This window comes from Collinsella sp. AF02-46-1 (genome assembly GCF_003465825.1).
Lineage (GTDB): Bacteria > Actinomycetota > Coriobacteriia > Coriobacteriales > Coriobacteriaceae > Collinsella.
In genome coordinates this window covers 85,725-110,298 of record NZ_QSBV01000004.1, presented here as the reverse complement: position 1 = coordinate 110,298, position 24,574 = coordinate 85,725, and the positions used below count along the sequence as shown (strand labels likewise).

Here is a 24,574-nt window from a genome sequence, read left to right as displayed (position 1 = left end):
CACAAAAAAGGAGGCTTCCGCATCGCCGCGGAGGCCTCCTTTTGTTTGTACAGGCAGCTAATTGGGGACGGGGCTACCTTGGCAGTTGCGGTGGAATAGTTCCTGGCTCATTGCTTAGGTGCCGATTGTAGGAACTATTTCACCGCAACTTATATAGACAGTATCGGGTTAGGACAAATCATCCTCGTAGGGCATTAAATCGGCAAGGTAGCCCTTCTCCTTGAGTATGGCCTCGATCTCGTCGAGGGTCTGCTCGTCCTCCGCCGCGATGCGATGGAAGTGGTAGCCGCTCGTCACCGTTAGTAGTGGAAAGCTCTTGCCGCTCTCGATATCGTGCAGGTAGCGCTCAACATCGCGACGATTGCGGATGTCCAGGTCGGCCGTGATCTTGCCGTACACACGATGGTTGACGATCACGTTGAGCACGGCGCCACCCGCGTCGACGATACTCGTAAGCTCGTCGCCCGCCTGCTCCACGCCGTGGCGCACCTTAACAAGACGCGTGGGCACGGCGGGGCTACTCGCGGCTTCCTGCAGCACGTAGCCGCGGTTGGTCGCCACGATATCGTGCCCATCGGCACGCAACAGGGCAATATCCTGAACCACGACCTGACGGCTCACGCCAACCTCGCGGGCAAGTGCGCTGCCCGAAACGGGCTCCTTGGCTCCTTCAAGCACGCCCATGATGGCACGGCGACGCTCGCGGGCGTTCATTATTTACCGTCCAGCAGACGCAGGTGCTTAAGCGAGAGGTCGAGGATCGGCGCAGAGTGCGTCAGGGCGCCCGAGCTAATATAGTCGACACCCAGATCGGCCAGGGCGCGAATGTTGCTGGCGTCCACGTTGCCCGAGCACTCGGTCTTGGCGCGGCCATCGATAAGCTCAATCGCGGCAGCCATGTCGTCGTGGGTCATGTTGTCGAACATGATGATGTCGGCGCCGGCTTCCACGGCCTCGCGCACCATGTCCAGGTTCTCGCACTCGATCTCGACCGTCGTGGTAAACGATGCATGGGCGCGCGCCATCTCGATCGCACGCATCACGCCGCCGGCGGCGTCGATGTGGTTGTCCTTGAGCATGACGGCCGTCGACAGGTTGTAACGGTGGTTGCTGCCGCCGCCGATCTCGACCGCGGCCTTCTCGAAGACGCGCATGCCCGGCGTGGTCTTGCGCGTGTCGACGAGCACGGTCTTGGTTCCCTCGAGCGCCGCGGCCATGCTGTGCGTGTAGGTAGCGATGCCGCTCATGCGCTGCAGGTAGTTGAGCGCCACGCGCTCACCCGAAAGCAGCACGCGCGCATCGCCCCGCACCTGACCCACATGGTCGCCGGCATGCACCTCGTCGCCATCCGAAACATCGAACAACACGGAGCTCTGCGGATCCAGCAGCTCAAAGGTGCGAGCGAATACGTCCAGGCCGGCGATAATGCCATCGGCCTTGGCGATGAGCTCAACGGTAGCGGGGCGCGCCGTGGGGCACACGCTCGCCGTACTCACGTCCTCAAACGTGATGTCCTCGCGCAGAGCCTGCAAAATCAGATCATCGACGACGAGCTTCATGGTAATGGGATTCATGGTCTACTCCTCCACGGCCTGTGTGCCGGCAGCACGGGCCAAATCATCGATTGCAAGGGTCTCGGCGCTCAGGGCGCGGTGACGTCCGTCAAGCGCGGGCTCACCGGCCTGCTCCACGGTCAGCGACTCGCCGGTGCGCATACGCCAAGCAGCGCGGCGGCCCCAAACTAGGGACTCGAGCAGGCTGTTGGAAGCTAGACGATTCTTGCCGTGAACACCGTTGCAGGCCGTCTCGCCAGCGGCGTAGAGCTCGGGCATCGAGGTGCGGCCGTCCTTGTCGACCCACACGCCGCCCATAAAGTAGTGCTGCGTGGGCGTAACGGGAATGGGCTCGTCCAAGATGTCGCGACCGTCCTCCAGACAGCGCGCGCGGATGTTGGCAAAGTGCCCGGTCACCACGTCGCGCTCGACGGGGGCAAAGCTCAGCCACTCGTGCTCGGTGCCGTCCTGCTTCATCTGCTCGCGAATAGCGGCGGCGACAACATCGCGCGGCTGCAGCTCGTCGGTAAAGCGCTCGCCGGCGGCATTGAGCAGAATCGCGCCTTCGCCGCGGCAGCTCTCGCTGATCAGGAAGGTGCGGCCCGGCTGCGGCGAGAACAGTCCCGTGGGGTGGATCTGCACGTAGTCCAGGTGCTCCATCGTGATGCCGTGCTCCTGCGCGATGTAGCAGGCGTCACCGGTGAGCTGCGGGTAGTTAGTCGAATGGTCGTACACGCCGCCGATACCGCCTGTCGCCCACAGCGTGCGGCGGGCATGAATCTTAAACGGCTCGCCGGCATGCACGCCCTCGGCGGCATTTGCCAGCTCGTCGGCGGGACGAACCGAGTTGTCCTCGTCCACGGAAACGGCGACGACACCGACACACACCGTGACGCCGTCACGCTCGCCCGTCAGGATGTCGGTCATGGCCACGTGCTCCAAAATCTGCACGTTATCCAGCTTGCGAACGGCCTGGAGCAGCTTGGTCGTGATCTCCTTGCCCGTAATGTCGGCATGGAAGGCAATACGCGGACGGCTGTGCGCACCCTCGCGGGTAAAGTTGAGGCTGCCGTCGGCCTTGCGCTCAAAATCCACGCCCATCGCTAGCAGATCGTTGATGACCGAACGGCTCGAACGGATCATGATGTCGACGCTCTCGCGGCGATTCTCGTAGTGGCCGGCGTGCATGGTGTCCTCAAAGAAGGCATCGTAGTCCGAGCCCTCGGGCAGTACGCAGATGCCGCCCTGCGCGAGCATCGAATCGCACTCGTCGACAGCGCCCTTGGAGAGCATGATCACGCGCGTGCTCGTCGGCAGGTTGAGAGCCGCGTACAGGCCCGCCACGCCACAGCCGGCAATGACGACGTCGCACTCCATGTCGGGGTATTGTTTGGTTTCCACAGGAATCCTCTCCCTTGTAATGTGACATGCGGGACTGTCCCTCATGTCACATTGTTCTAGCGCGCTGCGTACTCGAGCATACGGTCGAGCGTGAGCTTGGCCTGGTCTGCCGCCTCGTCCGAGACGCCGATCTGCACCTCGCCCTCGCCCGTCTCCAGGCAGCGCACGAGCTTTTCGAGCGTGATGAGGTCCATGTTGACGCAGGTGGGCTTCACCGCGGGGAAGTGGAACTTCTTGCCGGTGCCCTGGCAGCGGCGCTCGAGCTCGTAGAGCACGCCGCGGACCGTCACGATAATGAACTCGCTGGCGTCGGACTCCTCGGCATACTTGATGATGCCGGCGGTGGAGCCGATGTAGTCGGCCTCGGCCAGGACGTCGGCCTTGCACTCAGGATGCGCCAGCACGAGCGCGTCGGGGTGGGCCTCCGTCGCGTCGACGATCTGCTCGACGGTGATGATGTGATGGCGCGGGCAGTAGCCGTTGTTGAGGATGACGTGCTTTTGCGGCACCTGCTCGGCTACGAAGCGGCCCAGGTTTTGGTCGGGGATGAACAGGACGTGCTGCTGCGGCAGCTCGGACACGATCTTGACGGCGTTGGAGCTGGTGACGCACACGTCGCTCCAGCTCTTGATCTCGACCGTGGAGTTGACGTAGCAGACCACGGCAAGGTCGTCACCGTACTCGGCGCGCGCCGCGTCGACCGTCTCACGCTTGACCATGTGCGCCATGGGGCAGTCCGCGCCCGGCTCGGGCAGCAGCACGGTCTTGGTGGGGTTGAGCAGCTTGGCACTCTCGCCCATAAACTCCACGCCGCACAGCACGATAGTCTGCTGCGGCAGGCTCTTGGCGAGTTTTGCCAGGTAGAAACTGTCGCCGACGTAATCGGCAACGGCTTGGACCTCGGGCGCCACATAGTAGTGCGCCAGGATTACCGCGTCACGTTGGGCTTTTAGTTGCTGAATGGCCTCGACGAGCTCTGCGGGCACCAGTGCCGCGCGCTCCGTTGCCGTCGTTGCCGATGCTAGGCCGGCCGCGATATCGCGTGCAAGCTCCGATGCATCCATGTTCGCGCTCTGTGCCATCAAGGCCCCTCTCTTTTGGCGAATCTTGGGGCTTTAGTATGACACCTGGCTTTACAGCTGACAAGACAGCTGTAAAGCCAGGTGTAAAGTTGGAATAAAGATTCAATCTTGGGGCGGGTCCATTTTCGAACTGGCAAGCTGAGGACAGCCGAAAATGGACCCGCCCCATGATTCGGGCAGCCCGTTTTGTCCTGGACCAAGGGGCAGTGGTCAAAAAGGGCCAAATATGAGTACTGTCACCAAATTAGTAGCATCGATTTTCCGGTCCAGAGCAGCAAAATCGCCTTGTTTGGAGCCCGATCGCGACTCTGAAGAACGAAAATCGATGCACTTTTGGCCTCTGGCACCGATTTTTGAGGCCATTTGGCTGCCACCAAACTGGTAACAGTACTCATATTTGGCCCTTTTTGACCACCGGGTTTCCGGCAGGCCCCAAAAGCGGGTCCGAATCGCTCGATCCGGGCCCGCTGGGGGTAGCGAGCACAATCGAGGTGTAAGCAGCAAGAGAGGGCCATCGCCTAGAATCGTCAGCGCCTAGATATTCAACGAGAGGAAAGACAATGGTCCGCAGCGACATGCTACCCCAGCCGGACCGGGGGCTCGGCCTCGACCGGCCCCAGACCGAGGCATTTCACCGACGAGTTCAAGAGGAAGATAGTCGATCTCCACAACGCCGGAAAGCCCAGGCGCGAGGCCATGGACGAGTGCGACCTCGACAAGAGCACCGTGGAGAGGCGGGTCAAGTCGATAAACGAGACCGGCTCGCCGCGCGCCGCCGACAACCGCACGCCCGAGTAGAACCGGATCCTGGAGCCCGAGCGCGAGAACCGCAGGCTCCGGATGGAGGTCGACGTCTTAAGACGAGCGGCGCCAGCATACGCTCGGAAGTCAGGGCCATGGCGGCCAACGGGGGGGGGCCGCTGCCCCATATCGGCGCAGCGCTGGCATCGAGGCCTTCTGACCTGTGTCAAGATTTCGGACACGCAAGCTCGAGAAATCAAGCGGCCATAGGCATGGCCTCGAGCTTGGGCTCGGTTCTCTCGAAGAAGGCCGCCATGGCCTCGGCCGGCACCTTGTAGCCGATCGTCGAGCGGGGCCTTCGGCGGTTGTAGTACGCCTCGATGAACTCGACCACCGCGTGCTTGGCGGAATCCCTGGTCGGGAAGCTGCGCCTGTAGTACATCTCGTTCTTCAGCATGGCGAGGAACGACTCGGCCACCGCGTTGTCGTGGCAGTTGCCGGCGCGGCTGCAGGACAGCCGCACGTCGTTGTCGCGCGCCCATTCGGCCAGAAGCCTGCTGGTGTACTGGGCGCCGCGGTCGGCGTGGAATATCGCGTTGCCGGCCACGTAGCCGCGCGATTTGGCCGACGCCAGCGCCGAAACCACGATGTCGGCGGTCATGCGCTCGGAGAGCGACCAGCCCACCACCATGCGGGTGTTGAGGTCGATGACCGTCGACAGGTACAGCCATCCCTCGCCGGTGCGCAGGTAGGTGATGTCGCCCACGAGCTTGCAGGTTGGAACGGGACTGGTGAAGTCGCGGCGCACCAGGTCGGGCCGGGGCCTGGCCTTCGGGTCGGGGATGGTGGTGCGCTTCCTGGCGTTGGGCGTGCAGCCGCGTATTCCCAGCTCGCGCATCAGCTTGCGCACCCTGTACAGGGTCAATCCGGAGAACTCGCCGGGCAGGAAGCATTTCACGAACCGGAAGCCGAACCTGCGGTCCGACTCCAGCCACACGCGCCGGACCGCCTCGCGCTCGGCCGACCAGTCTTCTCGCGGGCAGCCGTTGGAGAGCCACGAGTAGAAGCCCGATCGGCTCACGCCGAGCACGCGGGCCATCATTTTCACCGGGAATTCGGCCTTCTCCGCCAACATCATCCGGTAGCATGCGGCTACGCCTGGCTTTTGGCGAAGAAGGCCGCGGCTTTTTTCAAGAAGGCGTTCTCCATCTCGAGCTCGCGTATGCGCCTTTTCGCCTCGCGAAGCTCGCGGTCCTCGGCCTTGGGGTCGGGCCCGCCGGCAAGCTCGCGCCGGCGGCTCTGCACCCACTTGTTCACGGTCTTGGAATTCAGGCCCAGTTCTGCGCAGCATTCCGTTATCGGCCTGCCCGTCGAGATGATGTAGTCGGCGGTCTCGCGCCTGAACTCGTCGGTGTACTTGGCGGCTGGGTTGGACATAGCATACCGTCCTCTCGGTCGTCGATGAATGTATTCTAAAGGATTGGGCCTCTAGCATGCGTGTCCGAAAAGACGATACAGGTCAGACAACCCAATCAGGCGTCGTCTCGAGCACGTCCTCTGCACGGTCGAGCGTGCTTCTGGCCTTGGCACCCTGTTTGAACCACGAGCGCAGGTCCTCGAGCGTGCTGCCCGCTGCGTACACCTTGATTTTGCGACCGCCTTTCGTGGTCACCGTGCAACGGTCGCCGCTCTCGCTATCCTCGTGCGCCGTGACCTTCTTGAGATAATCGCGGCGGAACGCCACGACGCGGGCGTTGCTGATCTCGATGAACCAATCGTCGTCGACAAGCGAGGTGCCCGTGGCACCTCGGCTCGCCATCTCCTCGGCGAAGGAGAAACCGAGTTCGCGCTCCTGTCTGCCGATCTCGTAGATACCACGGGCGGGCATGCTGAGCATGAGCAGAGGCAGGAGTCCCCCTATGAACAGGAAGAGGCATGGGACGAGCAGGAGCAGACGAGCACCGGCGTCGGTGAAAACAGCCATGAAGGCGATCACGAGCGAGAAGACGAGCGCCATACCGTTGAAAACAATCGTCAACGGCTTGATGGCAGACCAACACAGACCCGCCTTGGTCATCGGGCCGTCAACAGCGTCCGAGACCTCGATGCCCTCTTCCTCCAGACGGGCGAGGAGGTTGAGCGAGCACACCCCCTCGAGGCTTATCGAGCAGAACTTCCGGTCGCCCTCGAACAGGTCGATCCTCATCATCTGCGTGTGAAGCGTTGCACGGGTGATGTTGCCAAACGTCGTCTCCTTGCGGATGCCGAAGGCGTTACGCGAGAGAATTCGCTCACCGTCCACGTCGATGCGCGGGATGCTCAGCAGGGCCCAGATGGCCATGCCCGCGAGCGCCATGGCGTGACCGAACCACACAAGTTCGTGGTCCCACTCGCCCAACGAGACGCCCTGCCAGACGTAGACACCCAGCATGAGCAGTTCGAACGCGACGGCGCAGCAGGCGATGATCGTGCGAATGGCAGCGGGCATGCGCACCGTGAAGCGATCGAGGCTGTCCGTCGCCTCACTGCGCTCGCGCGCGCCGCGACGGGCGACCCATGCAGTGAGCGGACCGACGATGAACACCACCATCGCCACGCGCAGGAACGATTCGAGTATGTCGCCCATATTAACCACCATCCCAATAGAAAACGTGAATTTGGGAGACTATAGCAGAGCGAAGCGATCTGCACGGCATCGTCCGGGTGTTTTCGGCATACGGTGGAAACCAGCGGCAGCGGACGTTGAGAACTCACCCAAAAGACGCGATTCGACCGAAGCGATTCTTCTTGACTTGGTCTCAATGTGATACGACATGCGCCACTACCTGCGCGGTCTAGCGGCCCTGATCGAAGAGGGTCACACCGATGAGGCACTCGAGCGCATCGACGCGCTCTGCGAGACCAACGACCGCACCGCCGTGCGCCGCTACTGCGCCAACGAAACGGTCAACATTGCGCTCTCGTCGCTTTCCGCGGACATCAACGCGCACGGCATCACCGCCGACCTGCACGCCGCCGTGCCCGAAACCGTCCACGTGGGCGATGTCGATCTATTCAGTGTGGTATCGAACGCCCTGGACAATGCCATCGCCGCGGCGAGCGCCGCCCCCGAAGGCAAGCGGTTTGTCGACCTGGACCTTCGCTACGAAGACGGTCAGCTTCTATTGCTGGTTTCCAACACGTTTGGCCGTGCGCCGCACATGGTCGACGGCATGCCCGTGGCTCAGCACACTGGGCACGGCTTTGGCACCAAGAGCATTATGCTTGCCGTCGAGCGCATGAACGGCAACTGCCAGTTCCGCATTAACGGCGACCGGTTTGAGCTGCGCGCCGTGATGTAGGGGCTGCCGCCAACCTCGCTACAGCGGTGCAGCCGCCGGGGTCAGCTGCTTAATGTAGGCCCACATGCGCTGCTTGGCGGCCTTGTCGGTGAGCGCCGCCTCAAAACCGTCGAGCGCCAGCACGCGGCGCCCCTGCACATGGGCGACCAGGCCGGGCTTGAGCATGGCGGTGTCGAAGTCATCAATCGCCACGAGCATATCGGCGTAGGTTTCGCGCATGACATCGGCCGCGCTGTTATCGAGCAGCAGCACCGCCTCGGGATCCAGAGCCTCAAGCGCCTCGCGGAACAGCTCGCACGGCAGAGTCTCGCCCACCGCGACCGCTCCGTCGCCTGCGCCGGCGACGCTTGCCAGCACGCAAAAATCCTCGGGCGCGTAGCCGATGGCCCCAAGCGCCTTGCGCAGCGCAGCACCGTCCGGACCGGCAGCCAGCTCGCCGCCCGAACGCTCGGCCTCGTCCAAATCGCCTTTGACCAGCACGATCGGCGAGCACGCGTTGCCCACGATGCGCACGCCACGGACCGCAAGCGATGTGAGCTCCTGCTCGGCCGCCTGGGCGATGGCTTCTTTTTTCTGGCTTTGTGACGTGGACATGCGCTCTCCAATCGTTTGCGTGCCCACCATTATATAAAAGAGCTGCCCGCGAGTGGTTGCTTTGCGGGCGGCTGGGTATAAGCACGGTCGTACTGAGTTTTACGCGGCCGAGCCGCGTCGTATTATGGAGGTCACCATGGCTGACATTAAGCAGATTACCCCCGAGAACTTCGATTCCATCGTTAACGACAGCCTGCCCGTGCTGGTCGATTTTTGGGCGCCGTGGTGCGGGCCCTGCCGATCGCTCTCGCCCATCGTTGACGAGGTTGCCGATGAGCTGGCGGGCAAGCTTGCCGTTGCCAAATGCAACGTCGACGACAACCAGGACCTGGCCATGAAGTATGGCGTCATGAGCATCCCCACGCTGATTGTGTTTAAGAACGGCGAGGAGATTGACCGCTCGGTTGGCGCTCTGCCCAAGGCGAGGCTGCAGGCGCTGCTGGAGAAGCATCTGTAATACGCTTGTTACTTGCCCGCCGTCCATGAGCGGTTTTGCACCGCTCGCCGGACTGCCGGGTGCGGCGCGTGCGACCACGGATAGTATGGTAGTTACAAACAGCCCCCAGTGAACGGGTACGAGTCACACAGACTCGTACCCGTTTTCTTATGCAGCAGCGCATAGAGCGAGCGTAGTAAAATCTGAACCACTGAACTGCCCCATACAAAAGGAGATTTTCCATGCATGATGTTGGAATGAACATGAGCCAGCTTGCCATGAGCGTCAAGCAGGTCGACGACACCATCGAGCTCGCTCACGAGTGGAGCCATCAGCTGCTGCATGCGACCGAGAATTTTGACATGGAGCGCATCGGCGCCAAGCTCGAGGCAGCCATGGCCGCGCTGCACGAGGCCCACGACGCACTCGAGGGCTACGAAGAGGCCATCGAGGCCGACCACAACTCCGTCGGCTCCGTGAAGCTGGTGTAACGTGGCCGAACACGAGCACGGCTGCGGGTACGAGCACGAGCATCCGCACGGGGCGGACGGTGACGCAGGCTGCCACTGTAGTGGCTCCGGCTCCGAGCTGGTCCGCTTTTCGGTTACCGCACCGGACGACCTGCTGCGCCGTTTTGACGAACAGATCGCGCGCCGCGGCGACGTGGCCAACCGCTCCGAGGCCGTGCGCGACCTGATTCGCGCCTCGATCGCCAAGGAGCAGATGCGCACGCCCGATGAGCATGTTATCGGGTCGCTCACCATGATCTACGACCACCATACCGGCGACCTGACGCGCCGTCTGGACGAAGTGCAGCACGACTACACCGACGAGATCGTATCGACCATGCACGTGCATCTGGATCACCACAACTGCTTAGAGATTCTGGCGCTCAAGGGTCGCGGCGAGCGCGTCTACGAGCTGGCCGACCGTCTGCTGGGCCTGCGCGGCGTTAAGCACGGCGAGCTCACGTGCGCCGCCACCAAGCAGAGCCTGGGACTGTAGCGCACCTGCCAAAAAGGGACAGGTTTGTTTTGGCAGGTTTAGAAGTTTTACCTACCAAAATAAACCTGTCCCTTTTTGGTCGGTTTTGATGAGGGGTGTCGCATGCGGCATGTGCATATTCATGTGACGGGCATTGTGCAGGGCGTTGGCATGCGGCCGTTTGTGTATCGCGAGGCCATGGCGCATGGCATTTGCGGATGGGTGCTCAACGCGGGCGACGGCGTGCATATCGAGGCGCATGCTCCGGCCGATGCGCTCGATGCTTTTGTTGCCGCGCTTTCTGAACATGCGCCTGCGGCAGCCCGCGTAGAGTATGTCGAGGTTGTGGACCTGGCAGCCCACGGTTGGGATACCGCCAATGAACAGGGTTTTCGCATCGTAGCATCGCAGGACCAGACCGCGCACACGACGCTCGTCTCACCCGATATCGCCACCTGCGATGATTGTCTGCGCGAGTTGTTCGACCCCGCCGATCGGCGCTATCACTACCCTTTTATCAACTGTACCAACTGCGGACCGCGCTTTACCATCATCCGGTCGCTGCCGTATGACCGAGCGGCCACGTCGATGGATTGTTTTCCCATGTGTCCCAAGTGCGCCGCGGAGTATGCCGACCCACTCGACCGGCGTTTTCACGCGCAGCCCGATGCCTGCTTTGATTGCGGGCCGCATATCACGTGGCGCGAAGCGAGCGTGGGCGGTGAGCCGGACGAAGCCGCCGCGTTGCCGGCCGTCGGCACCACGCGCGAGACCAGCGACGCCATTATCGACCGCTGTGTTGAGCTGCTGGCCGGTGGCGGTATCGTCGCCATCAAGGGTCTGGGCGGATTTCACTTGGCATGCGACGCTTCCAACGAGCAGGCGGTAGCCGAGCTTCGCCGCCGCAAACGCCGCAGCAACAAACCGCTTGCCGTTATGGTACGCGACCTTGCCGACGCTGAACGCCTGTGCCATGTCAACGACGTTGCACGCGGCTTGCTGGCCGGCAGCATTCGCCCCATTGTGCTGCTGCGCCGACGTGCTGCTTGCGAGAGCGGCGGCTCCCCCGACGCCCTCGCGTTCGCGCCGTCCGTCGCGCACGACCTTCCAGAGCTCGGTGTTATGCTCCCCTACACCCCGCTTCAGCATCTGTTGCTTGCCGCGGCAGAAGCCCGCGGCATGCACGCGCTCGTCATGACCAGCGGAAATCTGAGCGAAGAACCCATCGAGACCGACGACGACCTTGCCTGGGAACGCCTCGTTGCCGCCGGCATCGCCGACGCGTTGCTCGGTAACGACCGCGCGATCCTCTCGCGCTACGACGACTCTTTGGTACGCGTGGTCGACGGCGCTGTTATGCCCGTTCGCCGCGCTCGCGGATATGCACCCCAGCCGCTGCCGTTGCCGGCGCTCGACGGCACTCCGTCCTGCGTGCTCGCCTGTGGGCCACAACAAAAAGCCACGATTGCACTCACGCGTGAAGGGACGAACGGCGAGGCAACCTGTTTTGTGTCGCAGCATATCGGCGATGTTGAAAACGGCGAGACCTTCGATGCCTGGAACGCCGCGCGCACGCGCTTGGAAGATCTCTTTGACTTGGCACCCGCCGCCTTGGCCTGCGATGTACACCCCAGTTATCTATCGGGTCAGTGGGCGCGCGAGCAGGCACGGGAGCACAATCTGCCGCTCGTCGAGGTGCAGCACCATCATGCGCATATCGCGAGCGTAATGGCCGAGGCCATCGCCGCGGGCCAGCTTACAACCGACGCGCGTGTCCTTGGCATCGCCTTTGACGGCACCGGCGCCGGCACCGATGGGACCATTTGGGGCGGCGAGTTTCTTGTTGCCGGCCTTGGCGGCTTTGAGCGCGCCGCGCATTTACTCACCTGGGCGCTCCCCGGCGGGGCGGCCTCCGTGCGCGACGCCCGCCGCAACGCCTTTGCCCTGCTCAGTGAGCTCGGTCTGCTCGAGCACCCAGGCGCCGCTCGGCTTTTGGGCAGCCTCGACGAGCAAACGCGCAGCGTGACAGCCACCATGATCGAGCACGGCATCAACAGCCCGCGCACCAGCAGCATGGGGCGTCTCTTTGATGCCGCGGCAGCAATTCTGGGCATCTGCGACAAGGCAACCTACGAGGGCGAGCCTGCCATAGAACTCGAAGCCGCCGCCTGGCGCGCGTTCAGCAGTGAAAGTGCCTGCCCCACCGGCAATATGGCCAGCTTTTCCGCAACCGAATCATCCCGTCCGGACGACTTCCATGTTCTGAACTCCAGACCGCTTTTTGAGGCGCTTTTGGAGGGAATCAGGACCGGCGTGCCCGCCGGCAAGCTCGCGCTCGACTTCCATGTCACCATCGCACGCGCGTCGGCCCGCATCGCAAGCGAGATCTGCGCGCGCGAAGGCCTCGATACCGTCGCGCTCTCGGGCGGTGTGTTCATGAACCGGCTTTTGCTTCAGCTCCTTACCCACGAACTCAAAGACGCCGGTCTTGCCGTCTTGGTCCCCCACGCTGTACCCGCCAACGACGGCTGCATCGCCTACGGTCAGGCCGCCATCGCTCGCGCTCGCCTCGCGCAGACGGCGTTGCGATAGGCTGTTTTGCCAGCCTGCGCGCCGCCGTCTCACAGGTGTAACGCGTTTGCTCGTGACTCCCGCGAGCGCTACCATCAACTGATGGGTAATTAGGCGCCTATCCAGCGCAAAACGTATAAAAGGGGAACATTATGTGCCTTGCCGTTCCCGGTAAAGTGGTCAAACGCGACGACGACCTTAAGGCGACCGTCGACATGATGGGCATCGAGCGCCCCGTTTCGCTGCGCCTCGTGCCGACGGCACAGGTAGGCGACTATATTCTCGTGCACGCCGGCTTTGGCATTCAGATTGTCGACGAGCAGGAAGCCCAAGAGACACTCGAGCTCGTCAATACCATGACCGAGCTGGCCAAAGAGGACCAACTCGCCACCAACCCAGCCGAGGCATACTAGTGGCGGCGGCGCAGCCGGTTCGCTCCGGTATCGACTTTTCGGCATTTCGCGACCCCAAGCTGGCCCGCGAGCTCATCGATCGTATTCATGAGCTTGTCGGCAACCGCAGCATCAACCTTATGGAAGTCTGCGGTACGCATACCGTGAGCATTGGCCGCTATGGCTTTCGCTCCATTATGCCGACGGGGCTCAAACTGCTAAGCGGCCCGGGGTGCCCCGTTTGCGTCACCGCCAACCGCGACATCGATCACGCAATCGCGCTTTCCAACATGGACGGCGCCATCATCACCACCTTTGGCGACATGATGCGCGTGCCCGGATCGTCCACCTCGCTTGCCGCGCAAAAGGCGGCGGGGCGCGACATCCGCATCGTCTACTCTCCGCTCGACGCACTCGACATTGCCGAGCAAAATCCCGAACGCCCGGTCATCTTTATGGGCGTCGGCTTTGAGACCACAACGCCCACCATTGCCGCCGCTATCCTGGAGGCCGACGCGCGCGGGCTCCAGAACTTCTCGGTCTACTGTGCTCACAAGACCACGCCGCCGGCTCTGCGTGCGATCTCCAACGACCCCGAGACCGCCATCGACGGCTTTATCCTGCCTGGTCACGTCGCTACCATCACAGGCCTGGCACCCTTTGGGTTTTTGGTCGATGAGTTCGAGACCCCCGGCGTAGTCACCGGGTTTGAGCCGGTCGATATCTTGCAGGGCATCTGCATGCTGGTCCAGATGATTGTCGAGCACAGGCCCGCAATCGACAACGCCTACCGCCGTGGCGTCAATGCAGACGGCAATCCCGTAGCGCGCCAGCTGGTCGAGCAGGTGTTTGAGCCATGCGACACCACGTGGCGCGGGCTGGGGCCGATTGCGGCTTCGGGTCTTTCCATCCGACCCGAATTCGCGCGCTTTGATGCCGGCGCCCGCTTTGACGTGCCCGTTGAGGCGACGGTCGAGCCACGCGGGTGCCGCTGCGGCGACGTGCTTCGCGGAGCCATCACACCGAGCGACTGCCCGCTGTTCGGCCACGCATGTACGCCCGAACACCCCGTCGGCCCCTGCATGGTGAGCTCCGAAGGCAGCTGCGCGGCGTACTTTAGATACCGCGACTAGCCCGGACGCCCCCGCGTACCGGCACCACCCACGATTGGAGTTTTCGATATGTCCCGTACTGCCACCGATAGCACTGTCCTGCTGGGCCACGGCTCCGGCGGCCAGATGATGAAGCGCATTATCGATGAGGTCTTTCTGGATGCCTTTGGGTCGCCCGAGCTGCTTGCGGGCAACGATGCCGGTGTCGCCGCACTGCCCGCAAGCGGGCGAATCGCCATGTCGACCGACAGCTTTGTGGTAACGCCGCAGTTCTTCCCCGGCGGCAATATCGGCCGACTCGCCGTATGCGGAACCGTCAACGACGTCGCGACCTCGGGCGCTAACGTGCGCTACCTCTCATGCGGCTTTATCCTCGAAGAGGGCTATCCCATGGACAAGCTGCGCCAGATTGTGCAGACCATGGCCGAAACGGCGCGCGAGGCGGGCGTGTCCATAATCACCGGCGACACCAAGGTGGTCGAGCGTGGCGGTGCCGACGGCGTCTACATCAATACCGCCGGCGTGGGCGAAGTGCCCGCGGGCGTAACGCTCAGCGGTGCGAACTGTCGGCCCGGCGACGCCATCCTGGTATCGGGTACGCTAGGCGACCACGGCATCGCCATCATGAGCCAGCGCGAGGGCTTGGCGTTTTCGAGCGACATCGAAAGCGATGCTGCGCCGCTCAATCATCTGATTGCCGACGTGCTCGCCGCCGCCCCCGACACCCGCTGCTTCCGCGACCCCACGCGCGGCGGCCTGGCATCCACGCTCAACGAGTTTGCCCAGGCCAGCGGCGTTGCCATGGAGATCGACGAGGATGCCGTGCCCGTGCGCCCCGACGTGCAGGCGGCATGTGAGATGCTCGGTTACGATGTGCTGCAGGTGGCAAACGAGGGCAAGATGGTTGCCGTGGTGCCGGCCGAGCAAGCCGATGCCGCGCTGGCAGCCATGCGCGCCGCCCGCTACGGCGAGAACGCCGCCATCATCGGTCGCGTGCTGCCACTTGCCGAGGGCGCCCGTCCCGCCGTGCGCGTACGCACCGGCTGGGGCTCGACCCGCATCCTCGACATGCTCGTGGGAGAACAGCTGCCGAGGATTTGCTAACGACAAAGGCTCAGGGCTATTAAAGATATTCAGATTCCAAACATGCCCGGCACGCATGCCCAGTATCATGGGGTGCGTTTTACAACTCAAGCGGCAGGAGCACCCATGGCAGCAGCTTTTTCCCATGTGATCTTTGACCTGGACGGCACCATTCTCAACACGCTCGAGGACCTGGCGGCCGCCGGCAACCATACCTGCGAGACGCACGGCTGGCCCACGTTTGCCGTTGACGAGTACCGTTACAAGGTGGGAAACGGCATGCTCAAGCTGGTTGAGCGCTTTATGCCCGCCGAGTACGCGGGCGACAGCCGTATGTTTGAGCAGACGCTTGCCGAGTTTAGGGCTTACTACGGCGAGCACAAGGAGGACCACACCGCACCGTACGCCGGCACGATCGAGATGCTCGACCGCCTGCGCGCCGCGGGTGTGCAGCTTGCCGTGCTCACTAACAAGGACCACGTCTCGGCCGCTCCGCTTATCGAGAAATACTTTGGTTCCGAGCGCTTTGCGCTGGTGCAGGGCCGCGTCGATGCGCTTCCTCCCAAGCCCGAGGCGCCTGTTACGCTGCATGTGATGAAAGAGCTAGGCGCCGACCCGGCAACCACACTCTATGTGGGCGATTCCAATGTCGACGTCCTGACCGGTCACAATGCCGGCCTCAAGAGCGCCGGTGTCAGCTGGGGCTTCCGCGGCCGCGCAGAGCTGGAGTCCGCCGGCGCCGACTACGTGGTGGACACCCAAGACGAGCTCTCGGCGCTGATTCTGGGCGAGTAGCGGGGCTGTCGCTCAACACGGCTGGATAGATTCTGTCGCGCGGAAAGCGCATCCCGTTTTGCCGCCTCAGAATGGGATGCGCTTTCCGGTTGAGCCTTGTCGGGGAAACGGCATCCCGTTTCAGAGCAATATTCCGGGTCGCACTTTCCGCAACCCACGCCATCCGGAAACCGTGACCCGCTATTCGGCCAAATACCGGCTCGTATTTTCCCGAGCATTCGATGCAACGCTGGCGCAAGGAGTGTCCCCAACTGCCGGCAGAAAAGGAACGTCCCCAAGTGCCGCCCCAATGACTACCATGGCAACGCCGCAGGTAGAGGACGGACAGCGAGCGGGCACCAGAGCGAACAAATTGGCATGAAAAGAGGACGGCATAGACCTTCTGGTCATGCCGTCCTCTTTGAATGACAAGTTGTCGCTCTGGTGCCCGCGCAGCGTCGAGCAGTTACGCGGTTCGTAGAACCGCGTAACTCCCCTAGCTCATCATCGCATTCATCATCTCGGTGGTTGCGGAATCGTCAGCAGACCACTCGCCATCGTCATTGGCGGTGTACTTGAAGGTAACCTTGGTGTCCTTGGTCTTAGCGGCCTTGGTCACGTCGACCATGACCTGGCCGGCCATCTTGTACAGGTCGTCCTCGGAAGGCATCGTATCGAGCGCCGCGATCTTCTCCTGATACTGGGTGGCGAAATCTTCGACGATCTTATTCATGGACTTGCAGGTGATGGTAACCTCGGCGGTCGCGGTGCCCTTGTCCTCATCGACCGTCACATCACCGATCTTGTAATCAAAACCCTCGAGATAGCTCTTGGCGTATTCCTTGGGATCGATGCCCAGCTGCTCAAACTCGTCGCCCGAAGCCTCTTCCAGACCGGAAAGGAAGTCATCGCCGCCGTTCTTAACCTCATCAAACTGAGTCGTAAGGTCCTTGGTGATGAGTTCCTCGACCGAAGGGCCTCCGCAGCCGGAAAGCAGGACCACGCACGCAACCAAGACGGCCATGAGGGGCGCAAGCAGCAGCTTCTTTTTCATGTTGTTCCTCCAAACAAGCGGCGCCGCGTTCCCTGCGCAGCGCACGTCGTAACAGCAAGTCCATATTAGCGGCCAGGCCCAACCCCCTGCGTCACAAAAGCGCAGGCGGCTCAATTTGACGAACGAACGGCCTATAAAGCAAGCCCCCTGCAATAAAATGCGCCCACTCGGCCCATTAAAAAAGGGCGGCCGGATAACCCGACCACCCTTGCACATCCTTATGTTGTCGCAGTTTACTTGCGGACGACCTTAACGATGGCGTCGCCGGCGGCGACAGCGGAGTCGGCCTCGACGGCGAGCTCAACGTCGGCAAACTCGGCGGTGTTGGACACGGCCACGACGACACAGTCCTTGTAACCGGCAGCAGCGATCTTGGCGCGGTCGATCTTGAGCATGGGCTGGCCAGCCTTAACGACATCGTCGGCCTTGACGAAGCCCTCGAAGCCGTCGCCGTTCATGTTGACGGTATCGACGCCAACGTGCACCAGAACCTCGATGCCGCTATCGGACTGCAGGCCCACGGCGTGACCCATGGTGACGGTCACCTTGCCGTCGCAGGGAGCGTAGACCAGATCGTCCTCGGGCCACACGGCGCAGCCCTTGCCCAGAACCTCGCCACCAAAGACGGGATCGGGCACGTCGGCCATCTTGATGACCTTGCCCTTGACGGGCGAGCACAGCACGTCGGCGCCGGCAGAAGCAGAGATGGAGGCCGGAGCAGCGGCAACCGCGGGCTCAGCCTTCTTCTTGAACATGTCAAACAGACCCATACGTTTTCTCCTCTTGATTCAGCGCAACGTTATGCGCATGCCTATGGTGATTATAGTGCCAAATGGTTCAAATGCTAAGGTGGGGACTCGAATCACGAGCCCATCCCAAGGCTTTTCCCCGGTGGCACCCATCTTGTCGATTAAGCCAGGCCCTCGGCACCGTTGGACTTGATGATCTTCTGGTAGGCGAAGAAGCTGTCCTTGCGGCGGCGCTCGTAGGTGCCGGTGCCGTCATCGTACTTATCGACGTGGATAAAGCCGTAGCGCTTGCGCATCTCGCCGGTGCCGGCCGAGACCAGGTCGATGGGACCCCACCAGGTATAGGCGATCAGGTCGACGCCGTCCTCGATGGCCTCGCCCATGGCTTTGACATGGCTCTGGAGGTAGGCGATGCGGTACGGGTCGTGGATGGAGCCGTCCTCCTCCACCTCGTCGTAGGCGCCCATGCCGTTCTCGACCACCATCAGCGGAATCTCGTAGCGGGCGTAGATCTCGTTGAGGGCGATGCGCAGGCCCGTCGGGTCAATCTGCCACCCCCAGTCGGTGCTCTCGAGGTAGGGGTTCTTGCCGCCAAAGGCCATATTGCCCTCGGTCATCTCGTGGTCCTTATGGGTGCCCACGGTGCCCGACATGTAGTAGCTAAAGGTGTAGAAGTCAACCTTGCCGTCGGCGATGTCCTGCAGGTCGCCGTCGGCGATGTTAAGCTCGATGCCGTTCTCGGCCCAGAAGCGCTTGGCGTAGAACGGGTACTTGCCGCGCACCTGCACGTCGGAGCAGTACCAGTTCATGGTGTTCATCTCCTGCTGGGTGGCAAGGACGTCGGCCGGGTCGCACGTGGCGGCATAGGACAGGATAAAGCAGTCCATGTTGCCCATCTTGAACTGCGGGTAGTGCTCGTGGGCGTAGCGCACGACGCGACCGCTGGCCACGAACTGGTGATGCAGGGCCTGCATACGGGCCTGCGGCGTGGCGTGGACCGCCGAAGCCGGACCCTCAAAGCCCTGGATCATGCTGGTCTCAAAGAGGTTGCCCATGTCCTGGGTGCCGCAGTTGATCTCGTTGAAGGTGAGCCAGAACTTGACCTTGTCCTGGTAACGGTCGAAGACGGTCTGGCAGTACTTCTCAAAGAAGCCGATGAGCTCGCGGCTCGCCCAGCCGTTGTATTTCTCGACCAGATGATAGGGCATCTCGTAGTGCGACAGGGTCACGAGCGGCTCGATATTGTGAGCACGCAGGCAGTCGAAAACGCGATCGTAGAAGGCGAGGCCGGCCTCGTTGGGCTCGGCGTCGTCGCCGTTGGGGAAGATACGGCTCCAAGAGATGGACATGCGGAACATGGTAAAGCCCATCTCGGCGAACAGCGCGATGTCCTCCTCGTAGTGATGGTAGAAGTCGATACCGTCATGATTGGGATAGAAGCGGTCGGGGTCGATGTCGATCGTAATCTGACGCGGCTCCTTGTAGCTGCCGCCCAGGAAGTGGTCGTCGACGGAAGGGCCGCGGCCGTCAACGTTCCATGCGCCCTCAAACTGGTTTGCGGCCGTAGCGCCGCCCCAAAAGAAACCCTCGGGGAATCCCATAAGTGCCTCCTCGCTCATGCGTGTTGCTGATGAAACGAGTATGCCGCCGAGTCGCTCCAGGCCAGGGCGAAGGCGCCGATTTGGACACTTCTTTTCGCAGACGCGCGCTGCAACAGCGCTGCAGCTGAAACTTTTTGACACCGAAGGAGCGAAGACAATCCGCCCCGCGCTTACCGGCGGTATGCCGCGGGGGTGCAGCCATACTTGTCGTGAAACTTACGGTAGAAGAAGCTCATGTTTTCATAGCCCACCGCATGCGCAGCCGCCCCGGCCGTGGCGCCGCCGCGCAGAAGCTCGGCCGCACGTACCAGGCGTCGCTCCTGCACAAGCTGCCTAAAGGTCTTGCCCACATGCCGCTTGAGGAGCGCCGTCGCATAATTAGGGCTCAAGCCAAACTCCGCCGCCATCCCCTCGAGGGAGCATGCAGCGAATTCGCGATCGATATAGCCAAGCATTCCCGTCACCAGGGCAGTGGGCCCCGCTGCGCCGTCCGCCGCGCCGCGCACCAGCTCGCGCTCGTAGCAATCCATGAGCTCGGCCAAAAACAGCTGAAACAGACGCAAGACGATCTCGGGACCGTTGGGGCTCGGGTCGTACAGCTCGCAGAGCATCTCCTGCATGTAGCGCCGAATCCGACGGCTCTCGCCGCAATGAAAACGGACATGGCCCCGATGGTCCGTCTCGCTGTTGAGCGCGTTGAACAAAAACCGCGAGACCGCGCTCTCGCGCGAGAGGCTCGACTCGAGACTCCGGCGCAAAAAAGAGCGTGAAACGGTCATGCTCAGCATGATGTCGTCCTCACCAAGCGCCGCCACGGCATGCGGGCAGAGGGCGTCGAGCAAAAGCACCTCGTTGCGGCCCAGCTCGAGCCTCTCCCCCGCCACCGTCTGCGGGCAGCGTCCGCGATACACATAGCTCAGCTCCACGTAATCATGCACGTGCTCGGGAACTGCATTAAAGCGCGAGTTTTTCCTTATCGTCAGGCCACGCGGCATGCCGGGCTGGGCATAGGCAAACCCTGGCTGGCCAATCTTGCGCACTGGGCATCCGTCGATTTCGACATGCTCGGTCATAATCGACCAATCAAATGCCATGCCGTCTTTATAAGCGATCTCACTGGCGCTCAGTTCGTTGAGCCTACGCTCGAGCTCGTCGATCTCCATGGCTTGCCAATCGTTGATTTGGTCATAGTTCGTCGTGATTCAGATATTAGCAGAACGCGCCGACGCGTCCATAATCTGTGCTATGCAGCAGATCGATCGAGCCAAGGAGGATCCATGACCGCGTACTATCAGCAGGTGCTCGAGGGCACATACGACAACCACGTGCTTCCGTTTTTGTGGATGAAGGGCGAGAGCCATAAGACCATTGCCGAGTATCTGGAAAAGATCGCCGGCGCCGACATCCACGAGGTCTGTCTCGAAAGCCGCCCACACCCCGATTTTTGCGGCGAGGGCTGGTGGCGCGACTTGCGCTTTGTCATTGACGAGTGCAGGCAGCTGGGCCTTAAGCTCTGGATCTTGGACGACGCGCACTTCCCCACGGGCTTTGCCAACGGCGCCGTCAAGGAGGCCGTGCCCGAGCTCCGCAAGATCGTGCTCACGCACCGCACGTTCGACATCGTGGGCCCCACGTCCGCCGCGAGCATCGCGCTCGCCAACATGCTCGACAAAACGGAGCGCTTCTACGGCGTGACATTTATGCAGGACGGCAGCCCCGTCGACGTCGCTTACCGAGTAATCGACGATGCAGACGGCAACCCCAGCCGCCTGGTCTTCGATGCACCTGCGGGCCTCACGCAGGCATGCGTGATGTTCACGAGCGGCAAGACCTCCTACAACGAGGACTACATCAATATGGTCGACCGCGCCTCGGTGGCGCAGCTCATCGATGCTGTCTACGAGCCGCATTTTGAGCATCTGGGCGATGAGTTTGGCAAGACCATCTTGGGCTTTTTCTCCGATGAGCCCGGATTTGCCAACGAGAAGGGCACCACGGGCCCCGATGGCATCTCGGACACGCTCATCGGCAAGGCCACCGCGCCCCTACCCTGGTCGGCCGAGCTTGAGCGTCGCCTGCGCGCGGCACTGGGCGAGCGCTACCTGGCCGAGCTCCCGCACCTGTGGGACCGCGAGCCGGCCGGCGCGCACGTACGCCACGTCTATATGGACATCGCGAGCACCCTCTATAAGGAGTGCTTCTGCGACCAGCTCGGAGACTGGTGCCGCGCGCGCGGCGTGCAGTACATCGGCCACGTTATCGAGGACAAGGACTGCCACGCGCGCCTGGGCGTGGGCGCCGGGCACTACTTCCGCGCCGTGGGCGGTCAGGACATGGCGGGCGTCGACATCGTGATCAACCAGCTGGTACCCGGCATGGACCGCGGCCTTCACAGCTACGGACGCGGCGTGTGGGACCTCGAGTTCTATAACTACGTGCTGCCCAAGCTGGGCTCCTCGGCAGCACACCTCGACCCCAAAAAGCAGGGGCGCTGCATGGCCGAGGTCTTTGGCGCATTTGGATGGCACGAAGGCCTACGCGAGATGAAGTGGATCGCCGATCATTTTTTGGTGCGCGGCGTCAATTGGTTTGTGCCGCATGCCTTTAGCATGGCCGCCTTCCCCGACTGGGACTGCCCGCCGCATTTCTATGCGCATGGCCAAAACCCCCAGTTTGCACACTTTGGGCAGCTTATGAGCTACATGAACCGTACGGCGAGCCTGCTGAGCGGCGGGCGCGCAACGACCCCGGTGGCGCTTCTCTACCATGCGGACGCCGAGTGGGCAGGCGAGGCGAACTTTATGCAGCATGCCGCCTCCGAGCTTATGCGCGCGCAGGTCGACTTTGACATCGTGCCGGCAGAGGCATTTGAGGACGCAGGGCGCTATGCCGTTGAAATTGCCGCAGACGGTAGCGGCTTTAGCGTGAACGGCCAGGCATACCGCTGCCTGGTGATGCCCGGAGCCGAGTTTGTCGGCGAAGCCGTGCTCGACTTTGCCGCGCGTGCCGCAGCCGCAGGTGTTGCCGTGTACGCGCTGGATGAGTTGCCGAACAAGCGCTACGACGGTGACGCTGCAGGTCGCGAGGGCTTTGCCTCCCTGGATGCAGCCGCGGTCGCCGGCATCAAGCTCCTGGCGACCACCGAGCTCGCAGACACACTTGCCAACACCGGCATGCAGACCGTGGTTTGCGCCGAGCCCCAGCCCTGGCTGCGCGCACTGCGCTACGAGCGGGCGGGCGAGACCTATCTGATGCTCGTCAACGAGCATCCCAAGCAGGGTATCTCCACTCAGATTGCGCTTGCCGACGGCACACCCGTTGCAGGCGCGCGCCTCGATCTGCTCAACGGCACCGAGCCCGCCGCCTTTGACGGCACGCTCGAGCTGGCTCCCTACGAGAGCTGCATCGTGGTCCTTGGGGCTACAGGTTCCGTTGCTGTGGCAACCGCCGAAGACGAAGCCACATGCGTCGACGGGCCCTGGGCGGTTGCCTTCTCTGCCCCTGGCACCGATGCCTTTGGCGAGTCTGTTGAGCTTGCAGACCTGCACGACCTTTCCTCGGCCGAGTTCCCCGGCAAGGCCGGCACATTCCGCTACCAGGCTTCCTTTGTCCTGGGCGAAGCGGCCACCCGCACCGTCATCGACCTTGGCGAGGTCTTTGAGACCGCAACCGTCACCCTCGACGGCAAATCCCTCGGCACGCGCATCTGTCCGCCTTACTGCTTTGAGGCCGGCGCGCTTTTGGCCGGCGAGCACGCGCTTGCGATCGATATCATCAACACCCTCGACCATGCCGTCCCCGACGTGTTCGGCATGACCGAGCCCTCCGAGCCCAGCGGTCTCTTGGGGCCCGTACGCGTGCTCGGGTAACGCCCCGGGCGCAAACGGCCCAACAAGGACAGCGCCCTATGTTGAGCCCACAACAGCGAGCGGGCCCCTGGTGCGGCAAATTGGGCCGAAAGAGGAGGGATGTGTGCTTCCGCACGCGCCCGACGATTGAAGCCCAAGGTGCCGTGCCAAGGGCCCGCGCAGCGTCGAGCGGTCCGTCGTTCATAGACCGGCGGACCAAAACTCCCAGCCAAGCCGAACGTTTTATTTATCGCTATGATTGGTTTATCGCGACGCAAACGCATAGGAGCCATATGGATATCAGGCGGAAGATCACGCAGGGCAAAAGCCTCACCCCCACCGAGCAACAACTTGGGCGAACGGCCCTCGCCATGGGCGAGGATGTGCGCGGGCTTTCCATTAAGGAATTTGCCGCGTGCGCCAACGTTTCGGTCGCGAGCGTGCACCGCTTTTGCAAAAAGCTCGGCCTCGAGGGATTCAAAGACCTCAAGGTCGAGCTCATCCGCCAGGCGACCGAGGCGGGCAACCGGCGCGACGTGGACATCAACTTTCCCTTCGATGCCACCTCCACCCCTGCGCAGGTGATGGAGCGCATGGAGGGGCTCTACCAGACCACCTTGGCCGAAACGCAGGAGCTGCTCGACCCTGCACAGCTCGACCACGCCGCCAAGCTCATCATGCGCGCCGGCACCGTGGACATCTACACGGGCTCGCATAACCTGTATCCAGCGGGAATGTTCCGCGATCGCCTGCTTTCCGCCGGCAAAAGCGCGACGTGCCACGACAGCGTCGAGGCGCAGGTGCGCACGGCGCTCGCCTCGGGTCCCGACCATGTGGCAATCATCATCTCCTACAGCGGCCTTGCCCCCAACCTCAAGGAGATCTTGCCGATCCTTAGCAGTCGACATGTCCCGGTCATCGTCATCGGCACGCCGTACTGTGCCCGCATTCACCCCGGCTTTGCCGCCTATCTCACGGTAAGCGACCACGAGAGCATGACGCACCGCATCACGCAGTTCGCCAGCCATATCGCCGTGCAATACGTACTCGATTCGCTCTATAGCAGCTACTTTGCCAAAGATTACGCCCGCTGCTCCGAGTTCTTAGAGCGCTCGTTCCCCTACACCCGCCTGCCCGGACTCAAGTAGCGACGAGCGTGGATTTTTGGACACCAACCTAGCGAGCGTGGATAATCTCCCACTTTGAGCCCGCACACAGGCCAAAACCGGGAGATTATCCACGCTCATTTTGGGTCCCC

At 62.4% G+C, this 24,574-nt stretch carries 22 protein-coding genes and 1 pseudogene; 11 read left to right on the top strand and 12 right to left on the bottom strand.

What is annotated here, in order from left to right; genetic code table 11:
• Positions 1-168: 168 nt before the first annotated feature.
• The 7 genes and pseudogenes from DWV20_RS02850 to DWV20_RS02825 all read right to left on the bottom strand — a co-directional run bounded on the left by DWV20_RS02850 (position 169) and on the right by DWV20_RS02825 (position 7,403).
• Positions 169-714 (bottom strand): transcription repressor NadR, encoded by a 546-nt coding sequence (locus DWV20_RS02850; RefSeq protein WP_089573639.1) that lies wholly within the window; start codon positions 712-714, stop codon positions 169-171.
• A complete protein-coding gene (nadC, locus tag DWV20_RS02845) occupies positions 714-1,574 on the bottom strand; it encodes a carboxylating nicotinate-nucleotide diphosphorylase (protein WP_118256336.1) in 861 nt (286 codons plus the stop codon). The genes DWV20_RS02850 and nadC overlap by 1 nt, the downstream gene beginning before the upstream one ends.
• 3 nt (positions 1,575-1,577) lie before the next feature.
• Positions 1,578-2,954 carry an L-aspartate oxidase gene (locus DWV20_RS02840; RefSeq protein ID WP_233539761.1) on the bottom strand — a complete coding sequence of 459 codons (1,377 nt, stop codon included), beginning with the start codon at positions 2,952-2,954 and terminating at the stop codon, positions 1,578-1,580.
• Positions 2,955-3,010: 56 nt separating this feature from the next.
• A complete protein-coding gene (gene nadA, locus DWV20_RS02835) occupies positions 3,011-4,036 on the bottom strand; it encodes a quinolinate synthase NadA (protein ID WP_118256335.1) in 1,026 nt (341 codons plus the stop codon).
• A 997-nt stretch (positions 4,037-5,033) separates the two neighbouring features.
• The gene (locus DWV20_RS02830; RefSeq protein WP_158566293.1) at positions 5,034-6,086 is read right to left on the bottom strand and encodes an IS3 family transposase; all 1,053 of its coding nucleotides are present in this window, start codon (positions 6,084-6,086) and stop codon (positions 5,034-5,036) included.
• Positions 5,987-6,214: pseudogene (locus DWV20_RS10035) on the bottom strand (transposase); the annotation flags it as partial. The pseudogene DWV20_RS10035 and the gene DWV20_RS02830, both read right to left, overlap by 100 nt.
• An 82-nt stretch (positions 6,215-6,296) precedes the next feature.
• Complete coding sequence (locus DWV20_RS02825; protein WP_233539760.1) at positions 6,297-7,403, bottom strand: hypothetical protein; 1,107 nt, start codon at positions 7,401-7,403, stop codon at positions 6,297-6,299.
• Positions 7,404-7,590: 187 nt separating this feature from the next.
• On the opposite strand from DWV20_RS02825, the gene DWV20_RS02820 reads away from it, so the two are divergent.
• A complete protein-coding gene (locus DWV20_RS02820; protein ID WP_117843688.1) occupies positions 7,591-8,118 on the top strand; it encodes a GHKL domain-containing protein in 528 nt (175 codons plus the stop codon).
• Between the two features lie 18 nt (positions 8,119-8,136).
• Here the strand turns inward: DWV20_RS02820 and DWV20_RS02815 are convergent, their stop codons facing one another.
• Positions 8,137-8,712: a hypothetical protein gene (locus DWV20_RS02815; RefSeq protein ID WP_117862665.1), complete on the bottom strand. Its 576-nt coding sequence runs from the start codon at positions 8,710-8,712 to the stop codon at positions 8,137-8,139.
• A gap of 136 nt (positions 8,713-8,848) precedes the next feature.
• Here DWV20_RS02815 and trxA point away from each other — a divergent pair, with 136 nt between their 5' ends.
• From trxA to DWV20_RS02775, 8 genes are all read left to right on the top strand, one after another.
• Positions 8,849-9,169, top strand: coding sequence for a thioredoxin (gene trxA / locus DWV20_RS02810; RefSeq protein ID WP_055250861.1), 321 nt, complete (start codon positions 8,849-8,851; stop codon positions 9,167-9,169).
• A 221-nt stretch (positions 9,170-9,390) separates the two neighbouring features.
• A complete protein-coding gene (locus DWV20_RS02805) occupies positions 9,391-9,639 on the top strand; it encodes a hypothetical protein (protein WP_006235225.1) in 249 nt (82 codons plus the stop codon).
• 1 nt (position 9,640) lies between these two features.
• On the top strand, positions 9,641-10,153 hold the full coding sequence (nikR, locus tag DWV20_RS02800; RefSeq protein WP_118205863.1) for a nickel-responsive transcriptional regulator NikR: 513 nt from the start codon (positions 9,641-9,643) through the stop codon (positions 10,151-10,153).
• Positions 10,154-10,255: 102 nt separating this feature from the next.
• Entirely contained in the window at positions 10,256-12,724 is a 2,469-nt protein-coding gene (gene hypF, locus DWV20_RS02795; protein WP_118256332.1) for a carbamoyltransferase HypF, read from the top strand.
• Positions 12,725-12,855: 131 nt separating this feature from the next.
• On the top strand, positions 12,856-13,116 hold the full coding sequence (locus DWV20_RS02790; RefSeq protein ID WP_117757708.1) for a HypC/HybG/HupF family hydrogenase formation chaperone: 261 nt from the start codon (positions 12,856-12,858) through the stop codon (positions 13,114-13,116).
• Positions 13,116-14,228: a hydrogenase formation protein HypD gene (hypD, locus tag DWV20_RS02785; protein ID WP_118256331.1), complete on the top strand. Its 1,113-nt coding sequence runs from the start codon at positions 13,116-13,118 to the stop codon at positions 14,226-14,228. The genes DWV20_RS02790 and hypD overlap by 1 nt, the downstream gene beginning before the upstream one ends.
• A 48-nt stretch (positions 14,229-14,276) precedes the next feature.
• Entirely contained in the window at positions 14,277-15,311 is a 1,035-nt protein-coding gene (gene hypE / locus DWV20_RS02780) for a hydrogenase expression/formation protein HypE (protein ID WP_117757706.1), read from the top strand.
• Positions 15,312-15,416: 105 nt separating this feature from the next.
• On the top strand, positions 15,417-16,085 hold the full coding sequence (locus tag DWV20_RS02775) for an HAD family hydrolase (RefSeq protein ID WP_118256330.1): 669 nt from the start codon (positions 15,417-15,419) through the stop codon (positions 16,083-16,085).
• Between the two features lie 475 nt (positions 16,086-16,560).
• On the opposite strand, the gene DWV20_RS02770 is transcribed toward DWV20_RS02775, so the two are convergent.
• The 4 genes from DWV20_RS02770 to DWV20_RS02755 all read right to left on the bottom strand — a co-directional run bounded on the left by DWV20_RS02770 (position 16,561) and on the right by DWV20_RS02755 (position 20,631).
• Positions 16,561-17,118 carry a hypothetical protein gene (locus tag DWV20_RS02770; RefSeq protein WP_118256329.1) on the bottom strand — a complete coding sequence of 186 codons (558 nt, stop codon included), beginning with the start codon at positions 17,116-17,118 and terminating at the stop codon, positions 16,561-16,563.
• A 233-nt stretch (positions 17,119-17,351) separates the two neighbouring features.
• Positions 17,352-17,888, bottom strand: a complete 537-nt coding sequence (locus tag DWV20_RS02765) for a PTS glucose transporter subunit IIA (protein WP_118256328.1) — start codon at positions 17,886-17,888, stop codon at positions 17,352-17,354.
• Between the two features lie 140 nt (positions 17,889-18,028).
• Positions 18,029-19,468 carry a glycoside hydrolase family 1 protein gene (locus DWV20_RS02760; protein WP_118256327.1) on the bottom strand — a complete coding sequence of 480 codons (1,440 nt, stop codon included), beginning with the start codon at positions 19,466-19,468 and terminating at the stop codon, positions 18,029-18,031.
• A gap of 170 nt (positions 19,469-19,638) precedes the next feature.
• On the bottom strand, positions 19,639-20,631 hold the full coding sequence (locus DWV20_RS02755) for a helix-turn-helix domain-containing protein (protein WP_117817495.1): 993 nt from the start codon (positions 20,629-20,631) through the stop codon (positions 19,639-19,641).
• Positions 20,632-20,745: 114 nt separating this feature from the next.
• Here DWV20_RS02755 and DWV20_RS02750 point away from each other — a divergent pair, with 114 nt between their 5' ends.
• Positions 20,746-23,337: a glycosyl hydrolase gene (locus DWV20_RS02750; protein ID WP_118256326.1), complete on the top strand. Its 2,592-nt coding sequence runs from the start codon at positions 20,746-20,748 to the stop codon at positions 23,335-23,337.
• Positions 23,338-23,609: 272 nt separating this feature from the next.
• Positions 23,610-24,464, top strand: a complete 855-nt coding sequence (locus tag DWV20_RS02745; protein ID WP_089573523.1) for a MurR/RpiR family transcriptional regulator — start codon at positions 23,610-23,612, stop codon at positions 24,462-24,464.
• Positions 24,465-24,574 lie beyond the last annotated feature (110 nt).

Coding starts and splice junctions, on each gene's coding strand:
- DWV20_RS02850 (WP_089573639.1), bottom strand. CDS start 714: ATGAACGCCCGCGAGCGTCGCCGTGCCATCATGGGCGTGCTTGAAGGA.
- nadC (WP_118256336.1), bottom strand. CDS start 1,574: ATGAATCCCATTACCATGAAGCTCGTCGTCGATGATCTGATTTTGCAG.
- nadA (WP_118256335.1), bottom strand. CDS start 4,036: ATGGCACAGAGCGCGAACATGGATGCATCGGAGCTTGCACGCGATATC.
- DWV20_RS02825 (WP_233539760.1), bottom strand. CDS start 7,403: ATGGGCGACATACTCGAATCGTTCCTGCGCGTGGCGATGGTGGTGTTC.
- DWV20_RS02820 (WP_117843688.1), top strand. CDS start 7,591: ATGCGCCACTACCTGCGCGGTCTAGCGGCCCTGATCGAAGAGGGTCAC.
- DWV20_RS02815 (WP_117862665.1), bottom strand. CDS start 8,712: ATGTCCACGTCACAAAGCCAGAAAAAAGAAGCCATCGCCCAGGCGGCC.
- trxA (WP_055250861.1), top strand. CDS start 8,849: ATGGCTGACATTAAGCAGATTACCCCCGAGAACTTCGATTCCATCGTT.
- DWV20_RS02805 (WP_006235225.1), top strand. CDS start 9,391: ATGCATGATGTTGGAATGAACATGAGCCAGCTTGCCATGAGCGTCAAG.
- hypF (WP_118256332.1), top strand. CDS start 10,256: ATGCGGCATGTGCATATTCATGTGACGGGCATTGTGCAGGGCGTTGGC.
- DWV20_RS02790 (WP_117757708.1), top strand. CDS start 12,856: ATGTGCCTTGCCGTTCCCGGTAAAGTGGTCAAACGCGACGACGACCTT.
- hypE (WP_117757706.1), top strand. CDS start 14,277: ATGTCCCGTACTGCCACCGATAGCACTGTCCTGCTGGGCCACGGCTCC.
- DWV20_RS02775 (WP_118256330.1), top strand. CDS start 15,417: ATGGCAGCAGCTTTTTCCCATGTGATCTTTGACCTGGACGGCACCATT.
- DWV20_RS02770 (WP_118256329.1), bottom strand. CDS start 17,118: ATGAAAAAGAAGCTGCTGCTTGCGCCCCTCATGGCCGTCTTGGTTGCG.
- DWV20_RS02765 (WP_118256328.1), bottom strand. CDS start 17,888: ATGGGTCTGTTTGACATGTTCAAGAAGAAGGCTGAGCCCGCGGTTGCC.
- DWV20_RS02760 (WP_118256327.1), bottom strand. CDS start 19,468: ATGGGATTCCCCGAGGGTTTCTTTTGGGGCGGCGCTACGGCCGCAAAC.
- DWV20_RS02755 (WP_117817495.1), bottom strand. CDS start 20,631: ATGGAGATCGACGAGCTCGAGCGTAGGCTCAACGAACTGAGCGCCAGT.
- DWV20_RS02750 (WP_118256326.1), top strand. CDS start 20,746: ATGACCGCGTACTATCAGCAGGTGCTCGAGGGCACATACGACAACCAC.
- DWV20_RS02745 (WP_089573523.1), top strand. CDS start 23,610: ATGGATATCAGGCGGAAGATCACGCAGGGCAAAAGCCTCACCCCCACC.